This window comes from Microbacterium sp. USHLN272 (assembly GCF_037149655.1).
Classification (GTDB): domain Bacteria; phylum Actinomycetota; class Actinomycetes; order Actinomycetales; family Microbacteriaceae; genus Microbacterium; species Microbacterium galbinum.
In genome coordinates this window covers 17,270-40,022 of sequence record NZ_JBBCRA010000001.1, presented here as the reverse complement: position 1 = coordinate 40,022, position 22,753 = coordinate 17,270, and the positions used below count along the sequence as shown (strand labels likewise).

Sequence of the window (22,753 nt, the reverse complement as noted above, 5' to 3'; positions counted from 1 at the left end):
GGCCTGCCGCCCGGACTCCCGTTCGCGCAATGTCCGATGTACGAATTAGCATCGACTCCATCACTTGATTAATTCGAATATTCGTTCGAGGATGGAAACCATGGGGATCGGGCTCGATGCGGTGACCGCGCTCTCTCCGAACAGCGATGCGCGTGCGGGAGAGGTGCTTCGTCTGCGCCGCGAGATCAGTCGGATGCAGCGTCGCCGCAGCGACCAGGCGGTGCTCCCGCTCGACCCCGCTCTCTCCTCCATCCTCCCCGACGAAGGTCTCCTCGCAGGCACCGCGTACACGCTCTCCCCCTCGCCGAGCCTCGTCCTCGCCCTTTTGAGCGCGGCATCGCAGAAGGGGCACTGGTGCGCCGTCGTCGGTATGCCGACGCTCGGCGTCGAGGCGGCCGCGGGCTTCGGAATCGATCTCGACCGGCTGATCCTGGTGCCCGATCCCGGCGATCGCTGGTTCGCCGCGACCTCCGCCCTCGCCGAAGTCGTGCCGCTGATCGCCGTGCACCCCGGAACACGATTGCGCGACGCCGACGTCTCCCGCCTGAGCGCCCGGCTGCGCGATCGTGGCTCCACGTTGCTCGTCACCGGCGTCTGGCCGCAGAGCGAGGGGTCCATCCGCGTGCACGACCCGCAGTGGAACGGCCTCGGCGCGGGCTGGGGGCTGCTGTCCGACCGCACGGTGACCGTGACCGCGCAGACCCGCCGACGTCCGCTCGCTTCCAGCGTTCGCGTGCGACTGCCCGGGCGTGACGGTGCGCTCGAGTCCGTGACGACCGAGCTCGCCGCGCTCCCCTCTCTGCCCGCGCGCACGCAGAGCCCTGCGCCGGCGCCCGAGCTCCTCCGTTGGGCGGAGGCCGGATGAGCGCCCCTCTCCGCGTCCTGGTGCTGTGGTTCCCCGACTGGCCGCTGCGCGCCGCACTGGGCGACGCGCTCCCGCACCCGCCGACGGCCCTGATGCAGGCGAACATCGTCGTCGCCTGCACCGCTTCCGCCCGCGAGCACGGAGTGCGGGTCGGGCAGCGCCGTCGCGAGGCGCAGGGGCGCCTCTCTTCCCTGCGCGTGCTCCCCCACGACCCCGACCGCGACGAGCGTGCTTTCCTCCCCGTACTGCAGCTCATCGAGGAGCACGCCCCCGGCGTCACGCTGCTGCGCCCGGGACTCGCGGTGCTCCGCGCTCGCGGGATCTCCCGCTATCACGGCGGCGAGGAGGCTGCCGCGGCCTGGCTCGTGACGCAGCTCACGGAGGCCGGGTTCCCCGAGGTGCGCATCGGCGTCGGCGACGGCCCCTTCACCGCCGAGACCGCCGCCCGCGGGCCGCAGCGCTGCACCGTCGTGCCGCCGGGTGAGGCACGGGAGTTCCTCGCACCGTTCCCCGTGCAGGTGCTGCGCGACGAGCAGATCACCGGCCTCCTCCTCCGCCTCGGGGTCCGCACCCTCGGAGAGTTCGCCGCCCTCGGCCCCGTCGACGTGCGCGATCGCTTCGGCGAGCGCGGCGCCCGTCTCCGGGCGCTGGCCGCGGGCGCGGACTCGCAGCGCCTCGCGCCCCGTCCTCCCGACCCCGAACTGATGCGGAGCGTGGAGTTCGAGACCCCATTGGGTGGCGCGGATCAGGTGGCCTTCGCCGTGCGGCAGACGGCCGATGCGGTGATGCTCGCGCTGGGCGAGGCATCCGTCGTCTGCACCGAGGTGCGCATCGACCTGACCGACGACAACGGGCAGGTGTTCTCCCGACCGTGGCTGCACCCCTCGTGCTTCGACGCCTCCGACCTGGTCGACCGGGTGCGCTGGCAGCTGGAGGCCCTGGCGGCGCAGACCGCGAAGGATCCCGTCGACGAGGCACGGGCGTTCGGCGGGATCTCGGCGGTGCGGATCGTGCCGGTCGCGGTCGATGACGCCGCTCACCACCAGCCGGGGCTCTTCGGCTCCGGCACGGACGAACGCCTGCACCACGCCGTGTCTCGCGTGCAGACCATGCTGGGGCACGAGGGCGTGGTCACCGCCGCGCTCGCCGGCGGACGGTGGCTCGCCGACCGCCAGGTGCTCACTCCCTGGGGTGAGCGCGCGGTCGCTCCGCGTGACCCCGCCTCCCCCTGGCCCGGGAGCCTGCCCGATCCGCTTCCCGCCGAGGTCTTCCGCCCGCCCCGCCCCCTCGGGGTCACCGGAGCCGACGGTGCCGCGATCCGCATCGATGAACGCGGCGCGCTCTCCTCCGACCCCGCGTTCATCGACGGCACCGCCGTGCACGCGTGGGCAGGACCCTGGCCCGTTCACGAGCGTCGCTGGGCCTCGGGCGGAGGTAAGAAGGGGCATCGCTTCCAGGTCATCGATGACCGGGATCGCGCCTGGCTGGTGTTCTGCGCCGGAGGGCGCTGGTGGGCCGAGGGGCGGTACCGCTGATGGGCTTTCACAACCCGCCACTGAAGTGGGGCGAGCTGGCTCGCACTCTGAGCGGCGAGCCACCGCCCGCGAGCGCCGAGCCCTCCGGGGCGCGGGCCGATCCGGGCCCGGTGAGCAGGCGACGCAAGAGCATCCCGCCGTCGTCCGTGCCGCGCCCCGATGACGCCGTGCCCTACGCAGAGTTGCACGCCCACTCCTCGTACTCGTTCCTCGACGGCGCGTCCTCCCCCGAGGCGCTCCTGATCGAGGCCGAGCGCCTCGGACTCAGCGCCCTCGCGCTCACCGACCACGACGGCTTCTACGGTGCCGCGCGCTTCGCCGAGGTCGCCGAGCTCATGGACGTCCGGCTGCAGACCGTCTTCGGAGCAGAACTGTCGCTCGATCTCCCGGCCCCGCAGCGCGGCATGCCCGATCCGGCCGGCGAGCACCTGCTCGTCCTCGCCCGCGGGATGGAGGGCTACCACCGGCTCTCCGGAGTCATCACCGCCGCGCAGCTGCGGGGCGGCGAGAAGGGGCGCCCCGTCTACGATCTCGACGAGCTCGCGGCGAGCGCCGGAGGCCACTGGACCATCCTGACCGGATGCCGCAAAGGTGCGGTGCGTCAGGGGCTCGAACGCGGTGACGCCCGGGCGCCGTTGCAGCACCTCGTCGACCTCTTCGGCGCAGAGCACGTCGCCGTCGAGCTCTTCGACCACGGAGATCCGCTCGACACCCGTCGCAACGACGTGCTCGCGGAGTTGGCGGGACGGATGCACCTCCCCGTCGTCGCGACGAACAACGTGCACTACGCAGCCCCGCAGCAGGCGCCGCTCGCCGAGGCCGTCGCCGCGGTCCGGGCGGTGCGCAGCATGGATGAGCTCGATGGATGGCTCCCCGCGCACGGGGGCGCGCATCTGCGCAGCGGCGCCGAGATGACGGCGCGCTTCCGGCGGTACCCCGGAGCCATCTCCTCGGGGCTCGAGCTGGCCGCGGCATCCGCCTTCCCCCTGCGTCTCGCCCGCCCCGCCCTCCCCCGGCAGAAGGTCCCCGAGGGGCACACCCCGATGAGCTGGCTGCGCCGACTCGTCTGGGACGCCGTGCCCTCGAAGTACCCCCGCATCGATGACGCCGGGCGGAGCCGGATCGAACGCGAACTGAACGTGATCGAGGAGAAGGACTTCCCCGGCTACTTCCTCATCGTTCACGGCATCGTCGCCGAGGCCCGTCGCCGAGGCATCCTCTGCCAGGGGCGCGGGTCGGCCGCGGCGAGCGCGGTCTGCTACCTGTTGGGGATCACCGCCGTCGACCCCATCCTGTACGGGCTGCCCTTCGAGAGGTTCCTCGCGACGACCCGTCAGGAGGAGCCCGACATCGACGTCGACTTCGACTCGCGACGCCGGGAGGAGATCATCCAGTGGGTGTACGCCGAGTACGGCCGGGAACGCGCCGCACAGGTGGCGAACGTGATCCAGTACCGGCCGAAGAACGCCGTGCGCGACATGGCCAGGGCGCTCGGGCACTCCCCCGGACAGCAGGACTCGTGGTCGCGGCAGGTCGACGGCTGGGGTGCCGGGCTGGAGCCCGCAGAAGGGCACGACATCCCCGAGAACGTTCTCGCCTACGCCGGTGAGCTGATGAAGGCGCCGCGCCACCTCGGCATCCATTCGGGCGGGATGGTGCTCACGGCACGTCCGGTCGGCGAGGTCGTTCCGGTCGAGCACGCACGCATGGAGAACAGGACCGTCATCCAATGGGACAAGGACGACGCGGCGTTCATGGGCCTGGTCAAGTTCGACCTGCTGGGTCTCGGGATGCTGGCGGCCCTGCAGCACTGCTTCGACCTGATCCACGAGGCGACGGGCGAGCTCTGGACGCTCGAGACCCTGCCCAAGGAGGAGCCCGGCGTCTACGACATGCTCTGCCGCGCCGACTCGATCGGCGTCTTCCAGGTGGAGTCCCGGGCGCAGATCGGGTTGCTGCCCCGTCTGCAACCGCGGAGCTTCTACGACCTCGCGATCCAGATCGCCCTCATCCGTCCGGGCCCCATCCAGGGCGGGGCGGTCCACCCGTTCGTGCAGCGCAAGATGGCGAAGGACAGGGTCGACGAGGAGAACAGGGAACGCGCGGCCCGAGGTGAGGCGCCCGTCGACTTCCCGATCCCCTATCCGCACGCGGATCTCGAGTCGATCCTGAAGCGCACCCTGGGCATCCCGATCTTCCAGGAACAGCTGATCCAGATGGCGACCGCGGTCGGCGACTGCACCGCCGACGAGGCCGACCTGCTCCGTCGGGCGATGGGATCCAAGCGGGGCCTGGAGAAGATCGAGAAGGTGCGCGAGAAGCTCTACGCGGGCATGGCACGACGCGGACTCGATGAAGCGGCATCCGATCGCATCTACGCGCAGATCCAGGCGTTCGCGAACTTCGGCTTCGCGGAGTCGCACTCACTGTCGTTCGCCCTCCTGGTCTACGCCAGCTCCTGGCTGAAGCTGCACTACCCCGCTGCCTTCCTCGCCGGCCTCCTGCGTTCGCAGCCCATGGGGTTCTACTCCGCGGCGACGCTGACGGCGGATGCCCGTCGGCACGGCGTGGAGGTGCGGCGCCCCGATCTGCAGGTCTCCGGGGCCACCGAGACGCTCGAACCGCTCACCGGAGCAGAGGGCCGGATGCCGACGGGCCGCGACTCCTGCCGCGTCATGCCCCAGCCGCCGACGCTGCGCTTCGACCGCGATGCCCCGGACGAATCCGATGCCCATCGTCGCGATGGCGGCTACGCCGTGCGGATGGGGCTCAGCGGGGTGCGTGGGATCGGGGTGCCGATGGCCGAGCGGATCGTCGCGGAGCGCGAGGCGCACGGCCCGTATCGCGATCTGAACGATCTCGTGCGGCGCACGGATGCCACGGCCGCGCAGCTCGAGGCGCTCGCGACCGCCGGGGCGTTCGCCTGCCTCGGTCTGGAACGCCGTGAGGCCATCTGGCTCGCGGGGGCGGCGGCCGATGACCGCTCCCGCTTCCTGCCGGGGACCAGCGTGTCTGTGCAGCCTCCCCTGTTCGCCGATCAGAGCAGCTACGAACGCCTCTCCGCGGATCTGTGGGCCACCGGGGTCTCGACCGACGACCACCCGATGCTGCACTTCCGCGCGGCGTTGGGCGAGCGCGGCGTGCTCACCTCCGCCGATCTGCGCACCCACGAGACGGGCCGCCGTGTCGAGGTCGCCGGCCTCGTCACCCACCGCCAGCGACCGGCGACCGCGGCGGGCGTGACCTTCGTGAATCTCGAAGACGAGACGGGACTCGTCAACATCATCTGCTCGGCGGGCGTCTGGAACCGCTACCGCCGGGTCGCTCGGGACTCCCCCGCACTGATCATCCGGGGAATCCTCGAACGATCCGAGGAAGGGGTCATCAATGTGCTCGCGGATGCCTTCGACGATCTGCGCACCGGCCTCTCCCACCGCTCGCGGGACTTCCGATGAGTACCCGTGCGCCGGAGGGTCGTCCACTCACCAGAAGCGCTCGGACTCCTCGACGGGCGGCGGGCGATCGGATCCGCCCCAGCGGTCGGCTTCGGCTTTGGCGGCGTCGGCTGCGGCATCCGCCTCGCGCAGCGCGACCTTCGCGCCGACCGGACCCGGTCCGCGGACATCCAGACGCAGCTCCGTGCGCGAGCCGGTCGACGACACGCCGATCGTGCAATCCAGCACCCTGCCCAGCCAACGCACCTCATCGACGCCGGCAGCCTCTTCGACGAGCCAATAGCGGATGTTCGTCTCGAGATCGCGAACGGCGATCGCGAGCGTCTCGCCACTGAGCGGATCGAGCTGCTCGGTCACCTCGACGCGGTGGCCCTGCGCGATGGCGATCTGCCCCGGAAACACGATCGATCTGTCCATGACTCCACCTTAGGAAGCATCCGCTCGAGGCGGTAGGGACCCCGGAAAATCACGACTTTCAAAAAAGTTTGTCCCCCAAATGGCGGACAAGACAATTTCGGGATATTCTGATATGCGTAGCGGGGGCTACAGGGGCTGAGGACTGGGGAATCAGCCCCAAGAGAGAGCAGCGAGTTTTCATCGCCGCCTCCCCACCGTCCGGGAGGACGGTGAAGCCCTCTCGAGAAGACCTGCGTGGGGCAGACGACTCGAGAGGGCTCATCCCCCGTCGCGCTAGATTTCCTCCTGGAGCATCCGCTGACGGACGTCCTTCCGGAGAACCTTCCCGATCAGCGACCGGGGCAGATCGTCCATCGGCACGATCCGTCGCGGAACCTTGTAGGCCGCGAGCCGGGTGCGGCAGTAGTCGCGGAGCGCCTCCATCTCGATCGCCGCCAAGGCGTGCAACACGACCGCGGCCGCCACCATCTCGGCACCGTCGCCGCGTGGGAGAGCCACGACCGCGGCATCCTCCACGTCCGGGTGCGACCGCAGCGCCTCCTCCACCTCGCTGGGCGAGACGTTGAATCCTCCGGTGATGATGAGCTCTTTACGGCGATCGACCACCGTCACGAAGCCGTCCTCCGACACGGTGACGATGTCTCCGGTGCGCACCCAGCCTCCCGGCAAGAGGGTCTCGGCCGTCTCCTCCGGGCGCCCCCAATAGCCCGAGAACACCTGCGGCCCGTGGATGAGCAACTCGCCCGGATCGCCGGCTGCCACATCGATCTGTGGATCGTCGGGATCGACCACGCGGATGGTCGTGCTCGGGAACGGAACTCCGACGGTTCCGGGGCGCCGCGTCGGACCGACGGGGTTGCCGAGGGCGACGGGCGAGGTCTCGGTCATCCCGTAGCCCTCCACGAGGAGGCCGCCGGTGACCTCCTCCCAGCGTGCGACCGTCGATACGGGCAGGCTCATCGCCCCCGAGATGGCGAATCGCACGGTCGAGAGATCGAGGCCGTCGCGGGATGCCGCGCGCGTCAGACGGTCGTAGATCGGCGGCACTGCGGGAAGGAACGTGGGCGGCGACTTGCGGACCGCCGTCGAGACGAGGCCGACGTCGAACGTGGGGAACAGCACGAGCTTGGCTCCGATGCCCATCGCGAACGTCAGGCAGAGCGTCATCCCGTAGGCATGGAACAGCGGCAGCACGCCGTAGACCGTCTCCTCGCCCTCACGGAGGCCGGGCAGCCAGGCACGACCCTGCATCGCGTTCGCGCGGAGGTTGCGATGGGTGAGCATCGCGCCCTTGGGCTCGCCGGTGGTTCCGCTCGTGTACTGCAGCAGGGCGATGTCGTCGAGTTCGGGGCCGGGTGCGCGCCGCGGCAGCGGCCGGGAGCGCTCGATGCTCTCCCACTCGCGGATGCCGCGACCCCGCGGTGCTTTGGCGGTCAGAGCCGCGCGCGCGTCGCGCGCCCGTGGGACCGGCAGACGCAGCGCCAGGCGTTGCGCGGCCGGCATCGCCCGCGTCAGATCGACGGTGAGGATGTGCGCCGGGCGCACGTCGGACGGGAACGCCGCAACGGTGTCGGCGACCTTGTTCCACACGATGGCGAACGTCGCACCGTGATCCTCGAACTGATGGCGCAGCTCGCGCGGCGTGTAGAGCGGGTTGTGCTCGACGACGATCGCGCCGAGTCGCAGCGCCGCGTAGAAGGCGACGACGTGCTGAGGGCAGTTCGGGAGGACGAGAGCGACCCGGTCTCCCTTTCGCACGCCGAGGCTCCGGAGACCGGCGGCCGCGCGCCTGACCCGCTCGTCGAGATCGGCGTAGCTGGTCCGTGCGCCGAAGAACTCGAGCGCCGTGCGCTTGGCGTGCTTCTTGGCGCTCTGCCGGAGCATCTCGGGGAGGGTCTGAGTCACCTCGTCGATCTCGTGCGGCACGCCCTCGGCGTAGGCATTCAGCCAGGGCTTGGCGTCGGAAAGTGATTCGTGGTCCATCCGGTCCTCCTCGGCACGGGCGCCGTGCTGCCCAGTCTAGAAGCGGGAGGAATGGGGATGTTGAGTCCGTGAGCGCGGGAGCGCCCAGGTCACGATTGAGTGGTCAGTTCCGCCCGGATCGGGAGCATTGATATATCGGTGATAGGCAGGCGGGAGGTGCCGACCTGTTGACCCCCGTCGATGACGAGCCCTCCTGAACGGAAGGAACGTCATGTTCCCCTCGCGTAGACCCGCCATCATCCTCGCGGCGGCCGTCGCCGCCGTCCTTATCGTCTCCTCCCCGAATGCGGCATCCGCCGACACGACGATCGACGGCCCGATCGACCTCGGTACCGCAACCCCGTTCGCCGTGCTGGCAGCCGCGGCGGTCACCAACACCGGACCCTCGGTGCTCGACGGCGATCTCGGACTCAGCCCCGAGACCTCGATCACCGGCTTCCCTCCGGGAACCGTGAACGGCACTGTGCACCAGACCGACGCCGTCGCCGCGCAGGCGCAGCTCGATCTGACGACGGCATACGATGTCGCCGCCGGCCTGACGCCGACCATGTCCGGGCTGGGCGATCTCACGGGGGCCTCGCTCACCCCTGGCGTCTACGCGGGTGGCGAGCTCTCGCTTTCGCGTGCGCTCACTCTCGAGGGTACGGCAGAGTCCGTCTGGGTCTTCCAGGCCGCATCCACTCTCACGATCGGGACCGGCGCGACCATCATCCTGACGGGCGTTGCGAGCGCCTGCAACGTGTTCTTGCAGGTGGGGTCGTCCGCCACGATCGGCTCGGCAGCTCAGTTCATCGGCACCGTCATGGCAGACGTCTCCGTCACGGCGCAGACCGCCGCGACCGTCGAGGGCAGGTTGCTGGCTCGCACCGGCGCCGTGACCCTCGATGACAACGTCATCGTCGCTCCGAGTGGCTGCTCTGCTCCCGGCACGGTGAGCACAAGCCCCGAGGTCACCTCCGGCGCACCGGCGAACGGCGAGACCGATGTGGACTACACGCACACGATCACCGCCACCGGTACCCCGGCTCCGACATACGCGATCGCCGAGGGCTCCCTGCCTCCCGGACTCGCGCTCGATGGGATCACCGGCGTCATCACCGGAACGCCGACCGCACCGGAACCTTCCCCTTCACCGTCGTGGTGAGCAACGGGACCTCGCCCGATGTCGTGGTCGCGTATGAGATCACGATCGCGCCCGCGGTCGTCGCCGCACCGCCGGCAGGACCGGTCGTCGGAGCACCTCAGGCGCCGGTTGCACCGGAGCTCGCCGAGAGCGGCCTCGATCTCGGTGCCGGGCCGTTGGGCGGCGTTCTGCTGGTTCTCGGAGCGACCGCGCTTCTGCTGCGAAGGCGTGCACGCATCGACGCCTGATCCGCACGACGAGATGTATGCACACCGATATACCTGTGTGTATCCTGAGCGCGAGACTCCATGGCGGAGTCCGTTCAGGGGAGAAACATGCGCAATCGCGTACGCATTGCGGCGGTGTCCGTCGCGCTCGTCATCATCGGCTCCGCAGCGCCGACCGCGGCGATGGCCGCGCCGCCCGCAGGGCAGGAGGTCCTCGTCACGGATCTGCTGAACGAACTCAGAGTCGAGGTGCCGTCGGGGCCTGCCTACAACCGAGACCTCTACTTCGAGGGCCAGGACCTCGACGGCGACGGATGCCGCACACGCCAAGAGGTGCTCATCGAGGAGTCCCAGATCCCGGCCGTCGTCGCCGAGGGATGCGATGTCGTGAGCGGTCAGTGGCTCTCGGCGTACGACAACGTCCTCCACGTCGACCCGGCGGCGGTGGAGATGGATCACCTCGTCGCGCTGAAGGAGGCGTGGGTGTCGGGCGCATGGACGTGGACCGACGCGCAGCGCACGGCGTTCTCGAACGACATCGGCGATGCGCGGTCGCTGCGTATGGTGACCGCGGCCGTCAACACCGCGAAGTCCGATAAGGATCCGGCCGGATGGCTGCCGACGGCCTCGCTCCCTGCCGTCCGTTGCACCTATGTCTCCGACTGGGTGGCCGTGAAGTGGCGGTGGAATCTCTCCATCGATGAGGCGGAGAAGGCCGCGGTGCAGAACGTGCTTGCCGGATGCGGGCCGCAGACGGCCGTCGTTCCGGCGCTTCCGGACGACCGCCCTGCCACACCGGCATCGCCGACCGATTACTACATCACGAAGTACGACGGGACGATCTGGGCGGTCACGGGCACATCCATCACCGCCCTCACCTTCGCGCAGTGGAAGGCGGCGGGCACTCCCACTCCTCGACCGGCACCGACCAGCTATGTCAAGTACGCGTGGTCACCCACCATCAGCGCCGTCACGATCTTCGGCACCGACAGGTCGCGCTGGATCTGGAAGCACGTGAGCGCAGCCGAGTGGAAGAAGGCGGGCAACCCGAAGCCGCGCAACGCCGGGTGGATCGAAGGGTCGACCTACTATCAGTGGGCCGGATCCTCGCAGATCTTCGTCCAGGATGTGGGCGGAACCAAGCATGCGCTGACCGGCGCGGAATGGGCGGCAGCCGGGAAGCCGGCGTTCGAGAAGCGCTCCAATCAGGGCTTCGTCAAGCTGTCGTGGAACTCCAGCATCGCATTCCTGACCGACTACGCACAGGGGTTGGGCTCGCCCGTGAGCGCGGCGCGCTGGAAGGCGGAGGGGAGCCCGACGCCGGTCGTGCGCACGAGATTCCCGAACGACAAGGTCTGGCAGAACTACGGCAGCGGCACGATCTATTACTCCGGCCCGACGGTTTCGAAGGCGCTCACGGCCGCTGAGTACAAGGCGCTGGGTTCACCCCGCCCGGAGATGAGGGGAACACCTCCGAAGCCGACCACTCCCCCCAAGCCGACCGCGCCGCCGAAGCCGAACTTCGATAGGAACTGCCCCGACTACCCGTCGCAGGCGGCCGCCCAAGCAGATTTCGACAAGTACTACCCGTGGTACGGGGATGTGTTCGGGCTCGACCGTGACAAGGACGGAATCGCCTGCGAGTCCAACTAGACGCGGGATGTTCGGCGGCTCGTCAGCAGGAGGCGGACGAGCCGCCGGGCACGAAAAAAGCCCCGGAGTTCCGCCTAGTTCAGCGGCTCTCCGGGGCTTCTATCTGGTCGGGCTGACAGGATGTGAACCTGCGACCCCTTGACCCCCAGTCAGCCCCGAGCGAGTTTTGAACTCGTACCAGTGCTGCCCGCAGCGAGCCGATTGCGGCCAGTTTCCGCCGATCTCGGCGCGGTCCGAGCCCTCTCGTGGTCAGCCTCGGTCATCGTCGGCGAGCCCTGGCCATGCGCGGTCGGAGGGGTTCCGGAGGGGCGCTCAACTTGCGCCTACAGCCCCACTTGTTTGTTCCAGTCACGCATCGAGATGCCTATGCGTTCGATATCGGGAAGATCTAATGCACCGCTGTGCATGATGACGTTACGAGAGCGCTCGATCGAACCCAAGATGAAATTCGCCCACTCCTGACTGCGAACGGTCGGCTCAAAAAGTTCGAAATGCTGGCCCATGATCTGCCCCAAGTGCTTCAGCTCCGTGTAACTGAGCAGATCGGTGCCCCGCACTCCGTGCCACTTTGTCTTCTCTTCCTCATCCCGGCGCGACTCGGCGAACTTTCGGATCTTTTCGGAAACGCCCTTCTCCCACCATTCCTCTCCAAACGCGTCGATCAGCACCCGCGTAATGAAGGTTCGGACGGAAAGCTCGAAGGCCGCGATCGCAGAGTAGACGACAGACATACGTTGTGCAGCCGCGAGGTGCTCCGCGTCGAAGAGTTCGAAGCTGAGAGCGGCAGTGATGTCGCTCTCGCCCATGGAGTGGCGTTGGGGACGACCGGCGATGTCCAGTGCTTGCTCGGTGAGCTGACCTCGATAGACGAAGTCGTAGAGCGGCCCTACGAGATCACTCATTAGCCCAGGTGCTCTCTGAGGGCCTTGAACAAGGCGTCGTAGACGGCAGGATCCCGCGACTCAGGCAAGACGATGTTGACGCTGTAGACAAGGTCACCAATGCGAGTTTTGCCGCCGTTCTTGCGATCCTTCTGTCGCTCCTCCTTCTCGTCTTCAATCTGATTTTCGCCATCCTGCTCGTCGTCCAAACCGCCGCCGCTAGGCCTGCCGTTGAAATCGGCGTGCTTCACAAGGGTCGTGAAGGTCCCTGCCATTTGCGTCAGCACCCGATCGGTGAACTGACCTTCCGACAGCGTCTTCATCTTGTTCTTGACGTCAGTGGCGTTCATGGAGTTCGCGTTGATATTGACACGAAAGAGATCTGCGTAGGCCTCACGGATTCCCTGCGCCAACACGATAGCGCTTTGCGTCTGATCGAGGTACTGGTGATAGCGACTTGTCGGTACGCCTGAGTCATCGAGAAAGCCGAGCGCCTTCAACACGTTGATCATTGTGCGATCGTTGGTGCTTGGAAACCCGAGGCCCTCAAGGAACTTCTGGGTAAACCGAGGCGGCGCTTGGGCCGATTGGATCGCCTGCAAGATGTCGCCGGTGTTCTTGTAGGTCGTGAGATATGCCGTCGGAAGACTCATGGCCAGAGCATAGCGGGGCGAGCGATTCGCATGGGCGCCGGACCGAGCACCCGCTACCTGGACTAACCAATAGCCTTCGTCGCTCACCCACAAGAAGGAGAACTAGACCATGCCCATCAAGCGGACCTTGACCAAGCACGAGCTGGAAGCTCACTGGCGCAAGGGGAACCGATGGGTGAATGCCTTCACCACGTTCACGTTCCTCACCGCGGAGGAACGCGAGGTTCTCCAGACCTCGCTGGACAGCAACGAGACCACCGAGGACTTCCTCGCGCGCTTCGGCTCTGACTTGGCGGAAGTGGACCGTGACGTGCTCACGAGCGAGTGCGACCTCGCACGCAACCGGCGCATCTCGGCAGCGCGGCGACGTGACCTGGAGACCCGTTGGCGAGAAGAGGACGAGGCGGCTCTGGTGCGCGAAAGGCAGCCGGTGTCCCCGACGAACCCGTTCGGCGCATACCTCGACCCGCGCCACGACAACCCTCCCGAGTACCCCGCGATGGGGCACACGCAGATCGCTCGGCTCGAAGAGGCCGAGCAGAACTACACCCAGGCCGCGCAGCTTCTGGACGACGCCTTGGAGGCCATGACCGATGACTTCGCCGATGCCTTCGCCAAGGAGGACGAGCGCCGCGCCGTCAAGGAGCGGATGAAGAACACCGCTAACCCACAGATCTTGCAGGATCACCGCAAGATCATGAATCGGATCGGCTGAGAGGAACCACACCATGACCGCGCTCGACATGCACGAGCTATCCCGAGCGATGGGCCACGCGAGCTACGCCATCACCGACAAGGTCTATGTGCACGTCCGCCCGCGCGACTTCAGCGCGCACCGTGCCGCGTTCTCTGCGCATATCTCGGCCGCGAGTTCAGCGGCCGCGCCGCTCTTTCTCATGAGCGGTTAGGCCTCGCTCGAAGGAGCAACCGCTGCAGGCTTGGAGTCATCAAGGTCTGAGCTGGCACCCTCCGCGGCGGATTGAGCGTCCGCCGCAGCTGCCTCGGCCCTTTCAGCGGCCTGCTCGGCGTCCCATGCCCGAGCAGCCTCCTCCGAATTCTTGATCATGTGATCCTCCCAGTCGGCGTATTTCTTTTTCGCCTCCCGCAAGCCTTCGAGCGCCGATGCACGCACGGGCTTGTATGGATCGCCACGCAGGAAGCCGCCCATCACATCAATGCCTTCACTTGTGACAATCTCCACGATCCTTCGAACTCCCACGTTCAAGCCGGGACTCGGGAACCCGTCTTCACGGCTCAGATTCGTGGCGTTGTCGAGAAAGTCGAGAAGCTCCAGGAGCGCCGATCGAACATCGATGTCGGGAAGCAGCCGAGTGCGCACGTCGAAGCCAAGACTGCGTGTCGTTGTCCACATCGCTCGCCAGTCTTTCGACCATCCCTCCTTGCCCTGGATCTGAGCCCAAGTCAGCGGCTTCTCCTGTATCTCCCGTGCAAGTGAAACGAAATCTTCGAATAGGTGCTTCGCGTCTTCCCTCGAAGCTTGATAGCGCGCAGACTCTTGCGCTCGCTCCCAAGCGTCCTCATCACGGTCACGCTGCACCGACATCGACTGACGCTGTCCCCAGAGGGTGAAAAGACCACCGACTAGCGCGCCGAGAAGCGCCGCGAGCGTCGGGCGCAGCCAGTCCCACACGGCGTTGTCCCGGGTCCACGCCCATAGCCAATCCCAGATAGTCACGACACTCAACCCCGGCTCAACGACACTCACGCCGCCAGCGCGTCGGCGACGACGGCAGGCAAAGAAAGTTCGAGAAGGCTCTCGCGAACAAACTCGACGGCGTCCGGGTTTCGTCTGAGCACCCCGGCCACTACCGGCGCGTACTCCGGTTTACGCAACGCATCCTCGACCACCGCGATGAAGCGACCTCGCACGTACCACCGATTATGTGTGTAGCCCAGAACTAGCAGTCGTTCGATGACCAGCTCATGAACGCGGAAGTCGGACGTCGAGCGGTATACGGCTGCCAAGAAGCTAGCCAAGGTGTCCGTGTGATCCCATGGAAACCCACCATCCGCGTAGCGATCGAACCTCGCGATGATGTTCAGGAACTGGTCTGGATCCAACATCGCAAGTTTTGAGATCACTGGTTCAGGTGCGTTGGGCAGAACCTGCGTATACAGCAATAGATCATCGCCGTTCTCGATGAGGACCCGCCCCAGCTCCGACAGCTTCGTTACGTCACCGGCGGCAATCTGACTCATCAAGCTGGTAACCCGTTCAGCGGGTGCTAGGAGATCGTCGGGCTCGTTGCCCAGAAGGCTGACTTCTCGGAGCATCTCGGTCACAGAATCAAAGCGACGATCTGGATCCTGTTGCGTCGCTTTGTTGATCAGAAATCGGTACTGCGCGGGAATTGCGTCAAGGTCAATCCCGTGAAGCGCCATCCTTCCGGTGAGCATCTCGTAGAAGACCCGACCCAGCGCATACACATCCGCGCGCACATCCGCACTGTGCGCGTCACTGAACTGCTCCGGTGCCGAGTAAGCGAAAGTACCCATCGCCGCATTAGTGACCGTCAGCGTCGTGCTGTCAGAGTACATACGTCGTCCAAGGCCGAAGTCCGACAATTTCACTCGCCCGTCCATCACTAGGATGTTCTCCGGCTTGATATCGCGATGCAAGACGCCTTCCTTGTGGGCGTAGTCAACGGCCTCTAGTACGTCGATGAACATAGCCACGGCGACGTCCTGAGCGAATCCATGCGGATTCGAGCTGAGCATATCGCGCAACGAGCCGTCAGCGAGGGGCATGATGAAGTGGGGCTCTGCCGAGCTGATGTCCATGCCGAGTATCGGCAACACCCCCTCGTGCGTCAGAGAGCTCTGACAAGTTATCTCACGTTCGAATCGACGCAAGTCTTCGGCTTTCTGAGCTTCATTGCCGTTCAGCAAGAGGTACTTCATCGCGACTTCGTAACCATCTGGCGCGACTCCGACCCAGACCTCCCCCTGCCCGCCAGCGTTAATACGCCTCACTCGAGTAAATATCGCCACGGTCCGCCCCTCCCGGTCAATGATGCGAGCATAGCGGAGGGGTTTTGGAGGGGCTCGCGATTCCCGGACATGCATAAGGCCCGGAGACTCTCGCGAGTTTCCGGGCCTTATCTGGTCGGGCTGACAGGATTTGAACCTGCGACCCCTTGACCCCCAGTCAAGTGCGCTACCAAGCTGCGCCACAGCCCGTTGTTCTGCACTCTCGCGCAGGCAACTCATCCATCTTAGCCTGACGCCGGGGCCTCCGCGAACCACAGGCGTTGCGAGTGTCGGATGCCCGGCGTAGCGTGCCGCCCATGACCACGATCACGACCGAGTTGGCCACCAGCGCCCGGTGGGACGACGTGCAGCGCGCGCTGACCGGAGGCGGTGACGGCGCCAGCTGTCAGTGCATCTGGCCGATGATGCGCAACAAGGACTGGAACGAGACGACCACGCCCGAGCGCACGACGATGCTCCGCGAAGAGATCGACGCGGGGCCGCCACCGGGACTGATCGCCTACGTCGACGGCGAGGCCGCCGGATGGATCCGCATCGGCCCGCGAACGGTGCAGCGCCGGCTGGAGCACACCCGCGCGATCGACGCCGCCACCGAAGAGCCGTTCGACGACGACTCGGTCTGGGCCGTGACCTGCTTCGTCGTGCGACGCGAGCACCGGGGACAGGGCCTCAACGGCGCCCTGCTGCGCGCGGCCGTCGACTATGCCCGTACGGCGGGCGCCCGCCTGATCGAGGGGTACCCCGTCGACACCGGCGGCACGAAGCAGCAGGCGAACGAGCTGTTCCACGGCATGCTCACGACCTTCCTCGCCGAGGGGTTCCGCGCGCGCCGCGAGCTGAAGACCGGGCGTCCGCTCGTGACGCTCGACCTCGCGAAGTGAGCGTGGACGCACCTGCGTCGACCGATAGCGTGGAGCCATGAGCGACGAGCATCCGATCATCGACGACGCCGAGCTCGGCACCTTCACCCGCGCGACGACCGGACTCACCGACGGCACGGTGCTTACACACGACTGGTACGGCGGATCGCTCGTCCGGGACGACTCCTCGATCGAGCTCATGCTCGAGGGGACGTCGGCGGAGGAATCCCGCGCACGACTCCCCCGCCTCCGCGCCGTCGTCGCCGACATCGACTCGATTCAGCGCCGCGCATCCGATGCGGTGGTCACGGCCTTCAGTCAGGGCGACCCCGAACCGTTCGAACTCGACGAAGCGGCATCCGACCTGGCGCTCGAAGCGATCGAGGCGTCGGCCGACGGCACGATCGTGCTCCACCTGACCGACACCTGCGGCACGCACTTCCCCGAGGGCTACTGGCCCGCCGCCCATCTCGGCGATGACGACACCCTCACGCACGTTACCGTCGAGTCCTGACCTATCGAGTCCTGACCCGTCCGCCGGCCCGCCGCGACTCTACGATGGGGGGATGCCCCGACGCGTCCTCTCCCCCGCGCTGGTCTGGGCCTTCACGCCCTACGCCATCGTCTCGGTCGTGCACGTCATCCTTCTGGCCATCGACAGCCCGGCGGCGGGACCGACGAAGATCCTGCTGATGCCGCTACTGGCCGTCCCGCTGATCGTCTTCGCGCGGCGGATCGGATCCCCGCAGGCCACGTGGCTCCTGGCTGCGGCGCTCGTCTTCTCGTGGCTGGGCGACAGCGCGGGCGCCTTCTTCCCCGCGCTTCCCGAGCTGCCGCTGATGCTCGGCTTCTTCGGTCTTGCTCACCTGGCCTACATCGCACTCTTCCTTCGGCTCCTTGCCCAGAGGCCGCTGCCGTGGTGGACGCTGGTCTACGCCGTCTGGTGGATCGCGATGCTGACGATTCTCGGACCGCACACCGACGGACTCCTCCTCGCTCTGGCGATCTACGGCCTCGTCCTCGCGGGGACCGCGGCCAGCTCGGCACGCAGCACCTCGACCATCGCGGTCGGCGGCGCCTTCTTCCTCGCGAGCGACACGGTCCTCGCCTTCCGCCTCTTCCTCCCCGAGGTCGTCTCCCCCTGGGGCAGCCCCGTCGTGATGCTGACCTACACGCTCGGGCAGGGCCTCCTCATCGCCGGCACCATCGCCGCTCTCACCCGCAGGAGCACTCCATGAGCACCACCGCACGCGTCGACAGCTGGCTCTGGGCGGTGCGCGTCTACAAGACCCGCTCCGCTGCGACCACGGCGTGCCGTGCAGGGCATGTGCGCGTCAACGGCGACAAGGTCAAGGCGGCGCAGGCTCTCAAGATCGGCGATGAGGTGCGCATCCGCATCGCCGGATTCGACCGCATCCTCTTCGTGCGGCAGCTGATCGTCAAGCGCGTCGGCGCACCCCTCGCCGCCGTCGCCTACGATGACCGAACCCCCGAGCGCGAGCCGCAGGCGGCACTCGGCCTCCGCGACCGCGGGGCCGGGCGCCCGACCAAACGCGAGCGTCGGGAGATCGATCGCCTGCACGCGCGGTCCGAGCGCGGATCGGACGATTTCCTCCGCTGACGTCCGCTCCGGGAACACCGCAGCGGCGGACTCGTTCAGAGTCGCTCGAGCAGCCATCCAGCCGAGCGCACCTGCGCCGGCTCGGTCCGCCGGATGCGGTCGGCGAGCTCGCGGTCGCTCGTGACCCCGAAGACGTTCGCTCCGGAACCGACGCGCTTCTCGACCTCGGCGACGATGGCGTCATCACCGGCGGCATCCGCGCGCACGATCGAGACTCCGTGCGGATGCGCGTCGAGCGCGCGCGCCTGGCCCTCGACCACGAGCGACACCTCCGGGAACCATTCGGTTCCGCCGACGCCCAGCTCGGGGGCCGCGATTGCGACGCCGTCCAGCCGCCCGGCCAGTCGCTCGGCGGCGCCGGCACGATCCTTCCACCAGCCGTCGGGAACCGACCCGACCACGTTGGCCGCATCGACGACGAGGGCCACGCGCTCTTCCAGAAGGCGGCGCAGCTCCGGCCAGGCGCGGGCGAAACCGGGATGCAGCGGCCGGGACTCCACGTCGTCGATGGCCACCCACTCGAGCGCGACGCTCTCCGGGTCGCTGATCACAGGCTCGAAGGGTGTCTGCACATCGGCGACGACGGTCGTGTACGACCAGATCTCGAGATCGAGCACGCTGGTGAATCGCGGGCGGACGGCGCCATCGGGCACTCCCGCTTCTTCCCGTGCCTCGCGCAACGCGCCGACGATCGAGCTCTCGCCCTCGTGCAGCGCGCCGCCCGGCAGGCCCCAGGTGCCGCCGAAATGGCTCCAGGCGACGCGGTGCTGCAGCAGCACCCCGCGTTCGGCATCCACGGCCAACAGCCCGGCAGCGCCGAAACGCCCCCAGTACCGCTCCCCCGAGTCGGCGACGACCCAGGCATCCCCGGGATCGCGCGGCCCCTCCGGGCGGCGCGGCTCATCGAAAGCGGGGGGAACGATCGTCACCCCTCCACCCTGTCACAGCCGCCGCGTCCGGGCATCGAATCGGTCACAGAGAGAAAACAGCGCTCGCCCGATGGAGCCCGCCGCAGAAGCCTCTGACATGCGACAGCGGGCGCAACCTCGGAGAGGATGCGCCCGCTTCAGGAGAACGAGGATCAGCGCTGGCGCTTCTCGCGCACGCGCATGTTGATGACGATCGGCGTTCCCTCGAAGGAGTACAGCTCACGCAGGCGGCGCTGGATGAACCGGCGGTAACCCGGGTCGAGGAATCCCGTCGTGAACAGCACGAACGTCGGCGGACGCGTCGACGCCTGCGTCCCGAAGAGGATGCGCGGCTGCTTACCACCGCGCAGCGGGTGCGGGTGCTCGGCCACGAGCTCGGCGAGGAAGGCGTTGAACTTACCGGTGGGGATTCGGCGATCCCAGTTCTCCAGCGACGTCTCGAGCGCGGGCACCAGCTTGTCGAGGTGACGGCCGGTCTTCGCCGAGATGTTCACGCGCGGCGCCCAGGCGACGTGCGCGAGATCCTGCTCGATCTCGCGCTCGAGGTAACGACGACGATCGGCGTTCTCGAGGTCGTCGTCATTGAGACGGTCCCACTTGTTGAACGCCAGTACGAGCGCGCGGCCCGACTCGAGCACGAGATCGATGATGCGCACGTCCTGCTCGCTGATCGTCTCCGAGACGTCGAGCACGACCACGGCGACCTCGGCCTTCTCGAGAGCGGCCGAGGTTCGCAGCGACGCGTAGAAGTCGGCGCCCTGCGCCATGTGCACTCGACGACGGATGCCGGCGGTGTCGACCAGCGTCCACAGCTTTCCGCCCAGCTCGACGATCTCGTCGACCGGGTCGCGGGTGGTGCCGGCGAGGTCGTTGACCACGACGCGCTCTTCGCCCGCGGCCTTGTTGAGCAGCGACGACTTGCCGACGTTCGGGCGGCCGAGGATCGCGACGCGACGCGGTCCGCCGATCTCGGCCTTCGCGACCGCGGAGACCTCGGGCAGCTTCTTGAGCACCTCGTCGAGCAGATCCGCGACGCCACGTCCATGGATGGCCGAGACCGGGTGCGGCTCGCCGAGACCGAGGTTCCAGAGGGCTGCGGCCTCGGGCTCCTGGCGCGCGTCGTCGATCTTGTTGGCGACGAGGAAGACCGGCTTGCCGCTCTTTCGCAGCAGCTTCACGACGTGCTCATCGGTCGACGTGGCACCGACCATCGCGTCGACGACGAACAGCACGACGTCGGACAGATCGATCGCGACCTCGGCCTGCGCGGCGACGGAGCGATCGATGCCGCGGGCATCCGGCTCCCACCCACCGGTGTCGACGAGGGTGAAGCGGCGATCCGCCCACTCCGCCTTGTAGGTGACGCGGTCGCGGGTGACGCCGGGGGTGTCTTCGACGACGGCCTCGCGGCGGCCGAGGATGCGGTTCACGAGCTGCGACTTGCCGACGTTCGGGCGCCCGACGATCGCGACGACGGGCAGCGCGGGCAGGAACTGGATCCCGTCCTCGCCCAGCTCGACACCGGCGAGGAGCGCGGCATCCTCGTCGTCGAGCTCGTAGTCGGCGAGGCCGGCGCGCAGCGTCTCGGCGCGCTGTTCGGCGAGGTGCTCGTCGAGCTCCTCCATCTTCTCGGCGAGACGGTCAGGGCCGCCTTCGTATTCTTCGTCAGCCACGGTGTGCTCCTCGGAGTCGTTCGATCACCGTGAGGACGGCATCGATGGTCTGGGGGAAATCGAGCTCCGTCGAGTCGACGACCTCGACGCCGTCCGCGGCGTTGAGGAAGTCGACGACGGCGCTGTCGGAGGCGTCGCGCTTGTGCAAGGCAGCGGCGACGGCATCCGCGTTCTCGCCGGCGAGTTCACCGGCTCGGCGTGCGGCCCGCACTTCGGGGGCGGCGGTCAGCAGGATGCGGACGGGTGCGTCGGGGGCGACGACCGTCGTGATGTCGCGGCCCTCGACGACGACGGCCGGATACGGCGCCTCGGCGACGAGGGAGCGGAAGAGATCGTTGACCTGGGCCCGCACGGCGGGCACGCGGGCGACACCGCTCACGGCGCCCGACACCCGTGGTTCGCGGATCGCATCGGTGATGTCGACGTCGCCGACGCGCACGGTGCGGTCGTCGGGGTCGAGCCCGAGACGCACGGGGAAGTCGGATGCCGCGGCGAGCACCGCGTCGGCATCCGCCGTGTCAGCGCCCCGGTCGAGCACGTGCCACGCGAGCGCCCGGTAGGCGGATCCGGTGTCGAGGTAGCCGAAGCCGAGGCGCCGCGCGACCGCCTTCGACACGCTCGACTTTCCGGAGCCTGCGGGACCGTCGATCGCGATGAAGTCCACGGCCGAGGTGTCGGCGGCGGACCGGTCGAGAGAGGTGTCAGTCATTGGTGTTTCCCGCAATCCGCCATCCACGTTCCTGAAGCCCCGAGATCGCGCCGTGCAACGACGCCGGTTCGACGCTGATCTCGGCGAGGCCGAACTGCGCGCCCGGCGAGTGCTCGAGACGCAGGTCCTCGACGTTCACGCCGAGCTCGCCGAGCTCACCGAACAGGCGGCCGAGCTGACCGGGGGTGTCATCGATCATCACGACGAGCGATTCGAAGCGCCGGTTCTGGCCGTGCTTGCCGGGGAGCCGGTCGACGCCGTCATTGCCGTGGCGGATCGTCTCCGCGACGACACGACGGGCACCCGCGGCGCCCGGGTCGCGCAGCGCGTCCGACACCTCACGCAGGTCGGCGGCCAGGGAATCGAGGATCTCGACGACGGGCCCGGCGTTCGCGCCGAGGATCTGCACCCACAGCTCCGGAGCGGATGCCGCGATGCGCGTCGTGTCGCGCACGCCCTGGCCCGACAGTCGGAGGGAACCCTCGTCGGCCTCGGCCAGGCGCCCGGCGAGCAGGCTCGCGACGACCTGCGGAACGTGCGAGGTGAGAGCGACCGACCGATCGTGCTCCTCGGGGGTCATCTCCAACGGCATGGCGCCGACGTCGAGGGCGAGCGCCTCCACGAGAGCGAGGTCGGCGGCGGCGGTGTCACCGTCACGGCACACGACCCAGGGGCGCCCGATGAACAGGTCGGCGCGCGCGGAGATCGCTCCCCCGCGCTCGCGCCCGGCGAGCGGATGCGAACCGATGTAGCGAGCGAGATCGACACCGCGTTCCTGCAGCTCGCGGAACGGCTCGAGCTTCACGCTCGCGACGTCGGTGACGACGGCATCCGGGTACTGCGCGAGCTCCGCCTGGACGACGTCGGCCGTCACGTCCGGCGGCACGGCGACCACGATGAGGCGGGGACGATCGTCTTCTGCGGCGAGGCGGCCGGCGCCGTAGTCGACGGCGAGACGCAGCTGCGCGGGCGACGAGTCCGTCAGGACGACGTCGATGCCCTTCGCCCGAAGCGCGTGTCCGACGCTCGCGCCGAGGAGTCCGGCGCCCACGACACGAACAGTCCCCGACAGACGCGGGGCGACCGCCGATCGTTCGGATCCCGGACGACGAGCAGCGTCGACGGACGTCGATCGCACGCTGGACGCACTGGACGTG

Annotated in this window: 22 protein-coding genes and 1 tRNA gene; 12 read left to right on the top strand and 11 right to left on the bottom strand. The window is 67.9% G+C overall.

Annotation, left to right across the window (positions count from 1 at the left end; genetic code table 11):
• Positions 1-100 precede the first annotated feature (100 nt).
• The 3 genes from WFJ97_RS00200 to WFJ97_RS00190 are packed head-to-tail and all read left to right on the top strand — an operon-like array spanning position 101 to position 5,855.
• Positions 101-865, top strand: coding sequence for a hypothetical protein (locus tag WFJ97_RS00200; RefSeq protein WP_247622056.1), 765 nt, complete (start codon positions 101-103; stop codon positions 863-865).
• Entirely contained in the window at positions 862-2,400 is a 1,539-nt protein-coding gene (locus WFJ97_RS00195) for a DNA polymerase Y family protein (protein ID WP_247631928.1), read from the top strand. Before WFJ97_RS00200 ends, WFJ97_RS00195 begins: the two co-directional genes overlap by 4 nt.
• Positions 2,400-5,855 (top strand): error-prone DNA polymerase, encoded by a 3,456-nt coding sequence (locus WFJ97_RS00190; protein WP_336640089.1) that lies wholly within the window; start codon positions 2,400-2,402, stop codon positions 5,853-5,855. Before WFJ97_RS00195 ends, WFJ97_RS00190 begins: the two co-directional genes overlap by 1 nt.
• Before the next feature lie 27 nt (positions 5,856-5,882).
• Here WFJ97_RS00190 and WFJ97_RS00185 read toward each other — a convergent pair whose 3' ends face one another.
• Positions 5,883-6,272: a hypothetical protein gene (locus tag WFJ97_RS00185; RefSeq protein ID WP_247631926.1), complete on the bottom strand. Its 390-nt coding sequence runs from the start codon at positions 6,270-6,272 to the stop codon at positions 5,883-5,885.
• 273 nt (positions 6,273-6,545) lie between these two features.
• The gene (locus WFJ97_RS00180; RefSeq protein ID WP_336640088.1) at positions 6,546-8,255 is read right to left on the bottom strand and encodes a long-chain-fatty-acid--CoA ligase; all 1,710 of its coding nucleotides are present in this window, start codon (positions 8,253-8,255) and stop codon (positions 6,546-6,548) included.
• A gap of 211 nt (positions 8,256-8,466) precedes the next feature.
• Here WFJ97_RS00180 and WFJ97_RS00175 point away from each other — a divergent pair, with 211 nt between their 5' ends.
• From WFJ97_RS00175 to WFJ97_RS00165, 3 genes are all read left to right on the top strand, one after another.
• Positions 8,467-9,399, top strand: coding sequence for an ice-binding family protein (locus WFJ97_RS00175; protein ID WP_336640087.1), 933 nt, complete (start codon positions 8,467-8,469; stop codon positions 9,397-9,399).
• Entirely contained in the window at positions 9,396-9,626 is a 231-nt protein-coding gene (locus WFJ97_RS00170) for a hypothetical protein (protein WP_336640086.1), read from the top strand. Before WFJ97_RS00175 ends, WFJ97_RS00170 begins: the two co-directional genes overlap by 4 nt.
• An 87-nt stretch (positions 9,627-9,713) precedes the next feature.
• Complete coding sequence (locus WFJ97_RS00165; RefSeq protein ID WP_336640085.1) at positions 9,714-11,258, top strand: GmrSD restriction endonuclease domain-containing protein; 1,545 nt, start codon at positions 9,714-9,716, stop codon at positions 11,256-11,258.
• A 323-nt stretch (positions 11,259-11,581) separates the two neighbouring features.
• Here the strand turns inward: WFJ97_RS00165 and WFJ97_RS00160 are convergent, their stop codons facing one another.
• The gene (locus WFJ97_RS00160; RefSeq protein ID WP_336640084.1) at positions 11,582-12,160 is read right to left on the bottom strand and encodes a Swt1 family HEPN domain-containing protein; all 579 of its coding nucleotides are present in this window, start codon (positions 12,158-12,160) and stop codon (positions 11,582-11,584) included.
• Positions 12,160-12,792, bottom strand: coding sequence for a DUF5343 domain-containing protein (locus WFJ97_RS00155; RefSeq protein ID WP_336640083.1), 633 nt, complete (start codon positions 12,790-12,792; stop codon positions 12,160-12,162). The genes WFJ97_RS00160 and WFJ97_RS00155 overlap by 1 nt, the downstream gene beginning before the upstream one ends.
• A gap of 109 nt (positions 12,793-12,901) precedes the next feature.
• Here WFJ97_RS00155 and WFJ97_RS00150 point away from each other — a divergent pair, with 109 nt between their 5' ends.
• Positions 12,902-13,507 carry a hypothetical protein gene (locus WFJ97_RS00150; RefSeq protein WP_336640082.1) on the top strand — a complete coding sequence of 202 codons (606 nt, stop codon included), beginning with the start codon at positions 12,902-12,904 and terminating at the stop codon, positions 13,505-13,507.
• A 13-nt stretch (positions 13,508-13,520) separates the two neighbouring features.
• Positions 13,521-13,700 (top strand): hypothetical protein, encoded by a 180-nt coding sequence (locus WFJ97_RS00145; protein ID WP_336640081.1) that lies wholly within the window; start codon positions 13,521-13,523, stop codon positions 13,698-13,700.
• Here WFJ97_RS00145 and WFJ97_RS00140 read toward each other — a convergent pair.
• The 3 genes from WFJ97_RS00140 to WFJ97_RS00130 all read right to left on the bottom strand — a co-directional run bounded on the left by WFJ97_RS00140 (position 13,697) and on the right by WFJ97_RS00130 (position 15,993).
• The gene (locus WFJ97_RS00140; protein WP_336640080.1) at positions 13,697-14,488 is read right to left on the bottom strand and encodes a hypothetical protein; all 792 of its coding nucleotides are present in this window, start codon (positions 14,486-14,488) and stop codon (positions 13,697-13,699) included. The two genes, WFJ97_RS00145 and WFJ97_RS00140, sit on opposite strands and share 4 nt — an antisense overlap.
• A gap of 26 nt (positions 14,489-14,514) precedes the next feature.
• On the bottom strand, positions 14,515-15,879 hold the full coding sequence (locus tag WFJ97_RS00135; RefSeq protein WP_336640079.1) for a serine/threonine-protein kinase: 1,365 nt from the start codon (positions 15,877-15,879) through the stop codon (positions 14,515-14,517).
• Between the two features lie 37 nt (positions 15,880-15,916).
• Positions 15,917-15,993 (bottom strand) — tRNA-Pro (locus tag WFJ97_RS00130).
• 107 nt (positions 15,994-16,100) lie between these two features.
• Between WFJ97_RS00130 and WFJ97_RS00125 the strand changes: the two genes are divergently transcribed.
• From WFJ97_RS00125 to WFJ97_RS00110, 4 genes are read left to right on the top strand one after another with little or no spacing between them, the layout of a single operon-like run.
• Entirely contained in the window at positions 16,101-16,685 is a 585-nt protein-coding gene (locus WFJ97_RS00125; protein WP_336640078.1) for a GNAT family N-acetyltransferase, read from the top strand.
• A 37-nt stretch (positions 16,686-16,722) separates the two neighbouring features.
• On the top strand, positions 16,723-17,178 hold the full coding sequence (locus WFJ97_RS00120; protein WP_336640077.1) for a hypothetical protein: 456 nt from the start codon (positions 16,723-16,725) through the stop codon (positions 17,176-17,178).
• A 52-nt stretch (positions 17,179-17,230) separates the two neighbouring features.
• Positions 17,231-17,902: a lysoplasmalogenase gene (locus tag WFJ97_RS00115; RefSeq protein ID WP_336640076.1), complete on the top strand. Its 672-nt coding sequence runs from the start codon at positions 17,231-17,233 to the stop codon at positions 17,900-17,902.
• Positions 17,899-18,285, top strand: coding sequence for an RNA-binding S4 domain-containing protein (locus WFJ97_RS00110; protein ID WP_336640075.1), 387 nt, complete (start codon positions 17,899-17,901; stop codon positions 18,283-18,285). The genes WFJ97_RS00115 and WFJ97_RS00110 overlap by 4 nt, the downstream gene beginning before the upstream one ends.
• Positions 18,286-18,320: 35 nt before the next feature.
• On the opposite strand, the gene WFJ97_RS00105 is transcribed toward WFJ97_RS00110, so the two are convergent.
• From WFJ97_RS00105 to WFJ97_RS00090, 4 genes are all read right to left on the bottom strand, one after another.
• Positions 18,321-19,214, bottom strand: a complete 894-nt coding sequence (locus WFJ97_RS00105) for an NUDIX hydrolase (RefSeq protein WP_336640074.1) — start codon at positions 19,212-19,214, stop codon at positions 18,321-18,323.
• Between the two features lie 152 nt (positions 19,215-19,366).
• Positions 19,367-20,839, bottom strand: a complete 1,473-nt coding sequence (gene der / locus WFJ97_RS00100) for a ribosome biogenesis GTPase Der (RefSeq protein ID WP_247624674.1) — start codon at positions 20,837-20,839, stop codon at positions 19,367-19,369.
• Positions 20,840-20,879: 40 nt separating this feature from the next.
• Positions 20,880-21,596, bottom strand: coding sequence for a (d)CMP kinase (gene cmk / locus WFJ97_RS00095; protein WP_247622043.1), 717 nt, complete (start codon positions 21,594-21,596; stop codon positions 20,880-20,882).
• Positions 21,589-22,734, bottom strand: coding sequence for a prephenate dehydrogenase (locus WFJ97_RS00090; RefSeq protein ID WP_372491576.1), 1,146 nt, complete (start codon positions 22,732-22,734; stop codon positions 21,589-21,591). Before WFJ97_RS00090 ends, cmk begins: the two co-directional genes overlap by 8 nt.
• Between the last annotated feature and the right edge of the window lie 19 nt (positions 22,735-22,753).

Excerpts from the sequence above, each read along its gene's own strand:
- WFJ97_RS00165 (WP_336640085.1), top strand. The coding sequence starts at position 9,714 with ATGCGCAATCGCGTACGCATTGCGGCGGTGTCCGTCGCGCTCGTCATC.
- der (WP_247624674.1), bottom strand. The coding sequence starts at position 20,839 with ATGGAGGAGCTCGACGAGCACCTCGCCGAACAGCGCGCCGAGACGCTG.
- WFJ97_RS00175 (WP_336640087.1), top strand. The coding sequence starts at position 8,467 with ATGTTCCCCTCGCGTAGACCCGCCATCATCCTCGCGGCGGCCGTCGCC.
- WFJ97_RS00145 (WP_336640081.1), top strand. The coding sequence starts at position 13,521 with ATGACCGCGCTCGACATGCACGAGCTATCCCGAGCGATGGGCCACGCG.
- cmk (WP_247622043.1), bottom strand. The coding sequence starts at position 21,596 with ATGACTGACACCTCTCTCGACCGGTCCGCCGCCGACACCTCGGCCGTG.
- WFJ97_RS00180 (WP_336640088.1), bottom strand. The coding sequence starts at position 8,255 with ATGGACCACGAATCACTTTCCGACGCCAAGCCCTGGCTGAATGCCTAC.
- WFJ97_RS00115 (WP_336640076.1), top strand. The coding sequence starts at position 17,231 with ATGCCCCGACGCGTCCTCTCCCCCGCGCTGGTCTGGGCCTTCACGCCC.
- WFJ97_RS00190 (WP_336640089.1), top strand. The coding sequence starts at position 2,400 with ATGGGCTTTCACAACCCGCCACTGAAGTGGGGCGAGCTGGCTCGCACT.
- WFJ97_RS00200 (WP_247622056.1), top strand. The coding sequence starts at position 101 with ATGGGGATCGGGCTCGATGCGGTGACCGCGCTCTCTCCGAACAGCGAT.
- WFJ97_RS00195 (WP_247631928.1), top strand. The coding sequence starts at position 862 with ATGAGCGCCCCTCTCCGCGTCCTGGTGCTGTGGTTCCCCGACTGGCCG.
- WFJ97_RS00185 (WP_247631926.1), bottom strand. The coding sequence starts at position 6,272 with ATGGACAGATCGATCGTGTTTCCGGGGCAGATCGCCATCGCGCAGGGC.
- WFJ97_RS00160 (WP_336640084.1), bottom strand. The coding sequence starts at position 12,160 with ATGAGTGATCTCGTAGGGCCGCTCTACGACTTCGTCTATCGAGGTCAG.
- WFJ97_RS00155 (WP_336640083.1), bottom strand. The coding sequence starts at position 12,792 with ATGAGTCTTCCGACGGCATATCTCACGACCTACAAGAACACCGGCGAC.
- WFJ97_RS00120 (WP_336640077.1), top strand. The coding sequence starts at position 16,723 with ATGAGCGACGAGCATCCGATCATCGACGACGCCGAGCTCGGCACCTTC.
- WFJ97_RS00150 (WP_336640082.1), top strand. The coding sequence starts at position 12,902 with ATGCCCATCAAGCGGACCTTGACCAAGCACGAGCTGGAAGCTCACTGG.
- WFJ97_RS00135 (WP_336640079.1), bottom strand. The coding sequence starts at position 15,879 with ATGCATGTCCGGGAATCGCGAGCCCCTCCAAAACCCCTCCGCTATGCT.
- WFJ97_RS00110 (WP_336640075.1), top strand. The coding sequence starts at position 17,899 with ATGAGCACCACCGCACGCGTCGACAGCTGGCTCTGGGCGGTGCGCGTC.
- WFJ97_RS00125 (WP_336640078.1), top strand. The coding sequence starts at position 16,101 with ATGACCACGATCACGACCGAGTTGGCCACCAGCGCCCGGTGGGACGAC.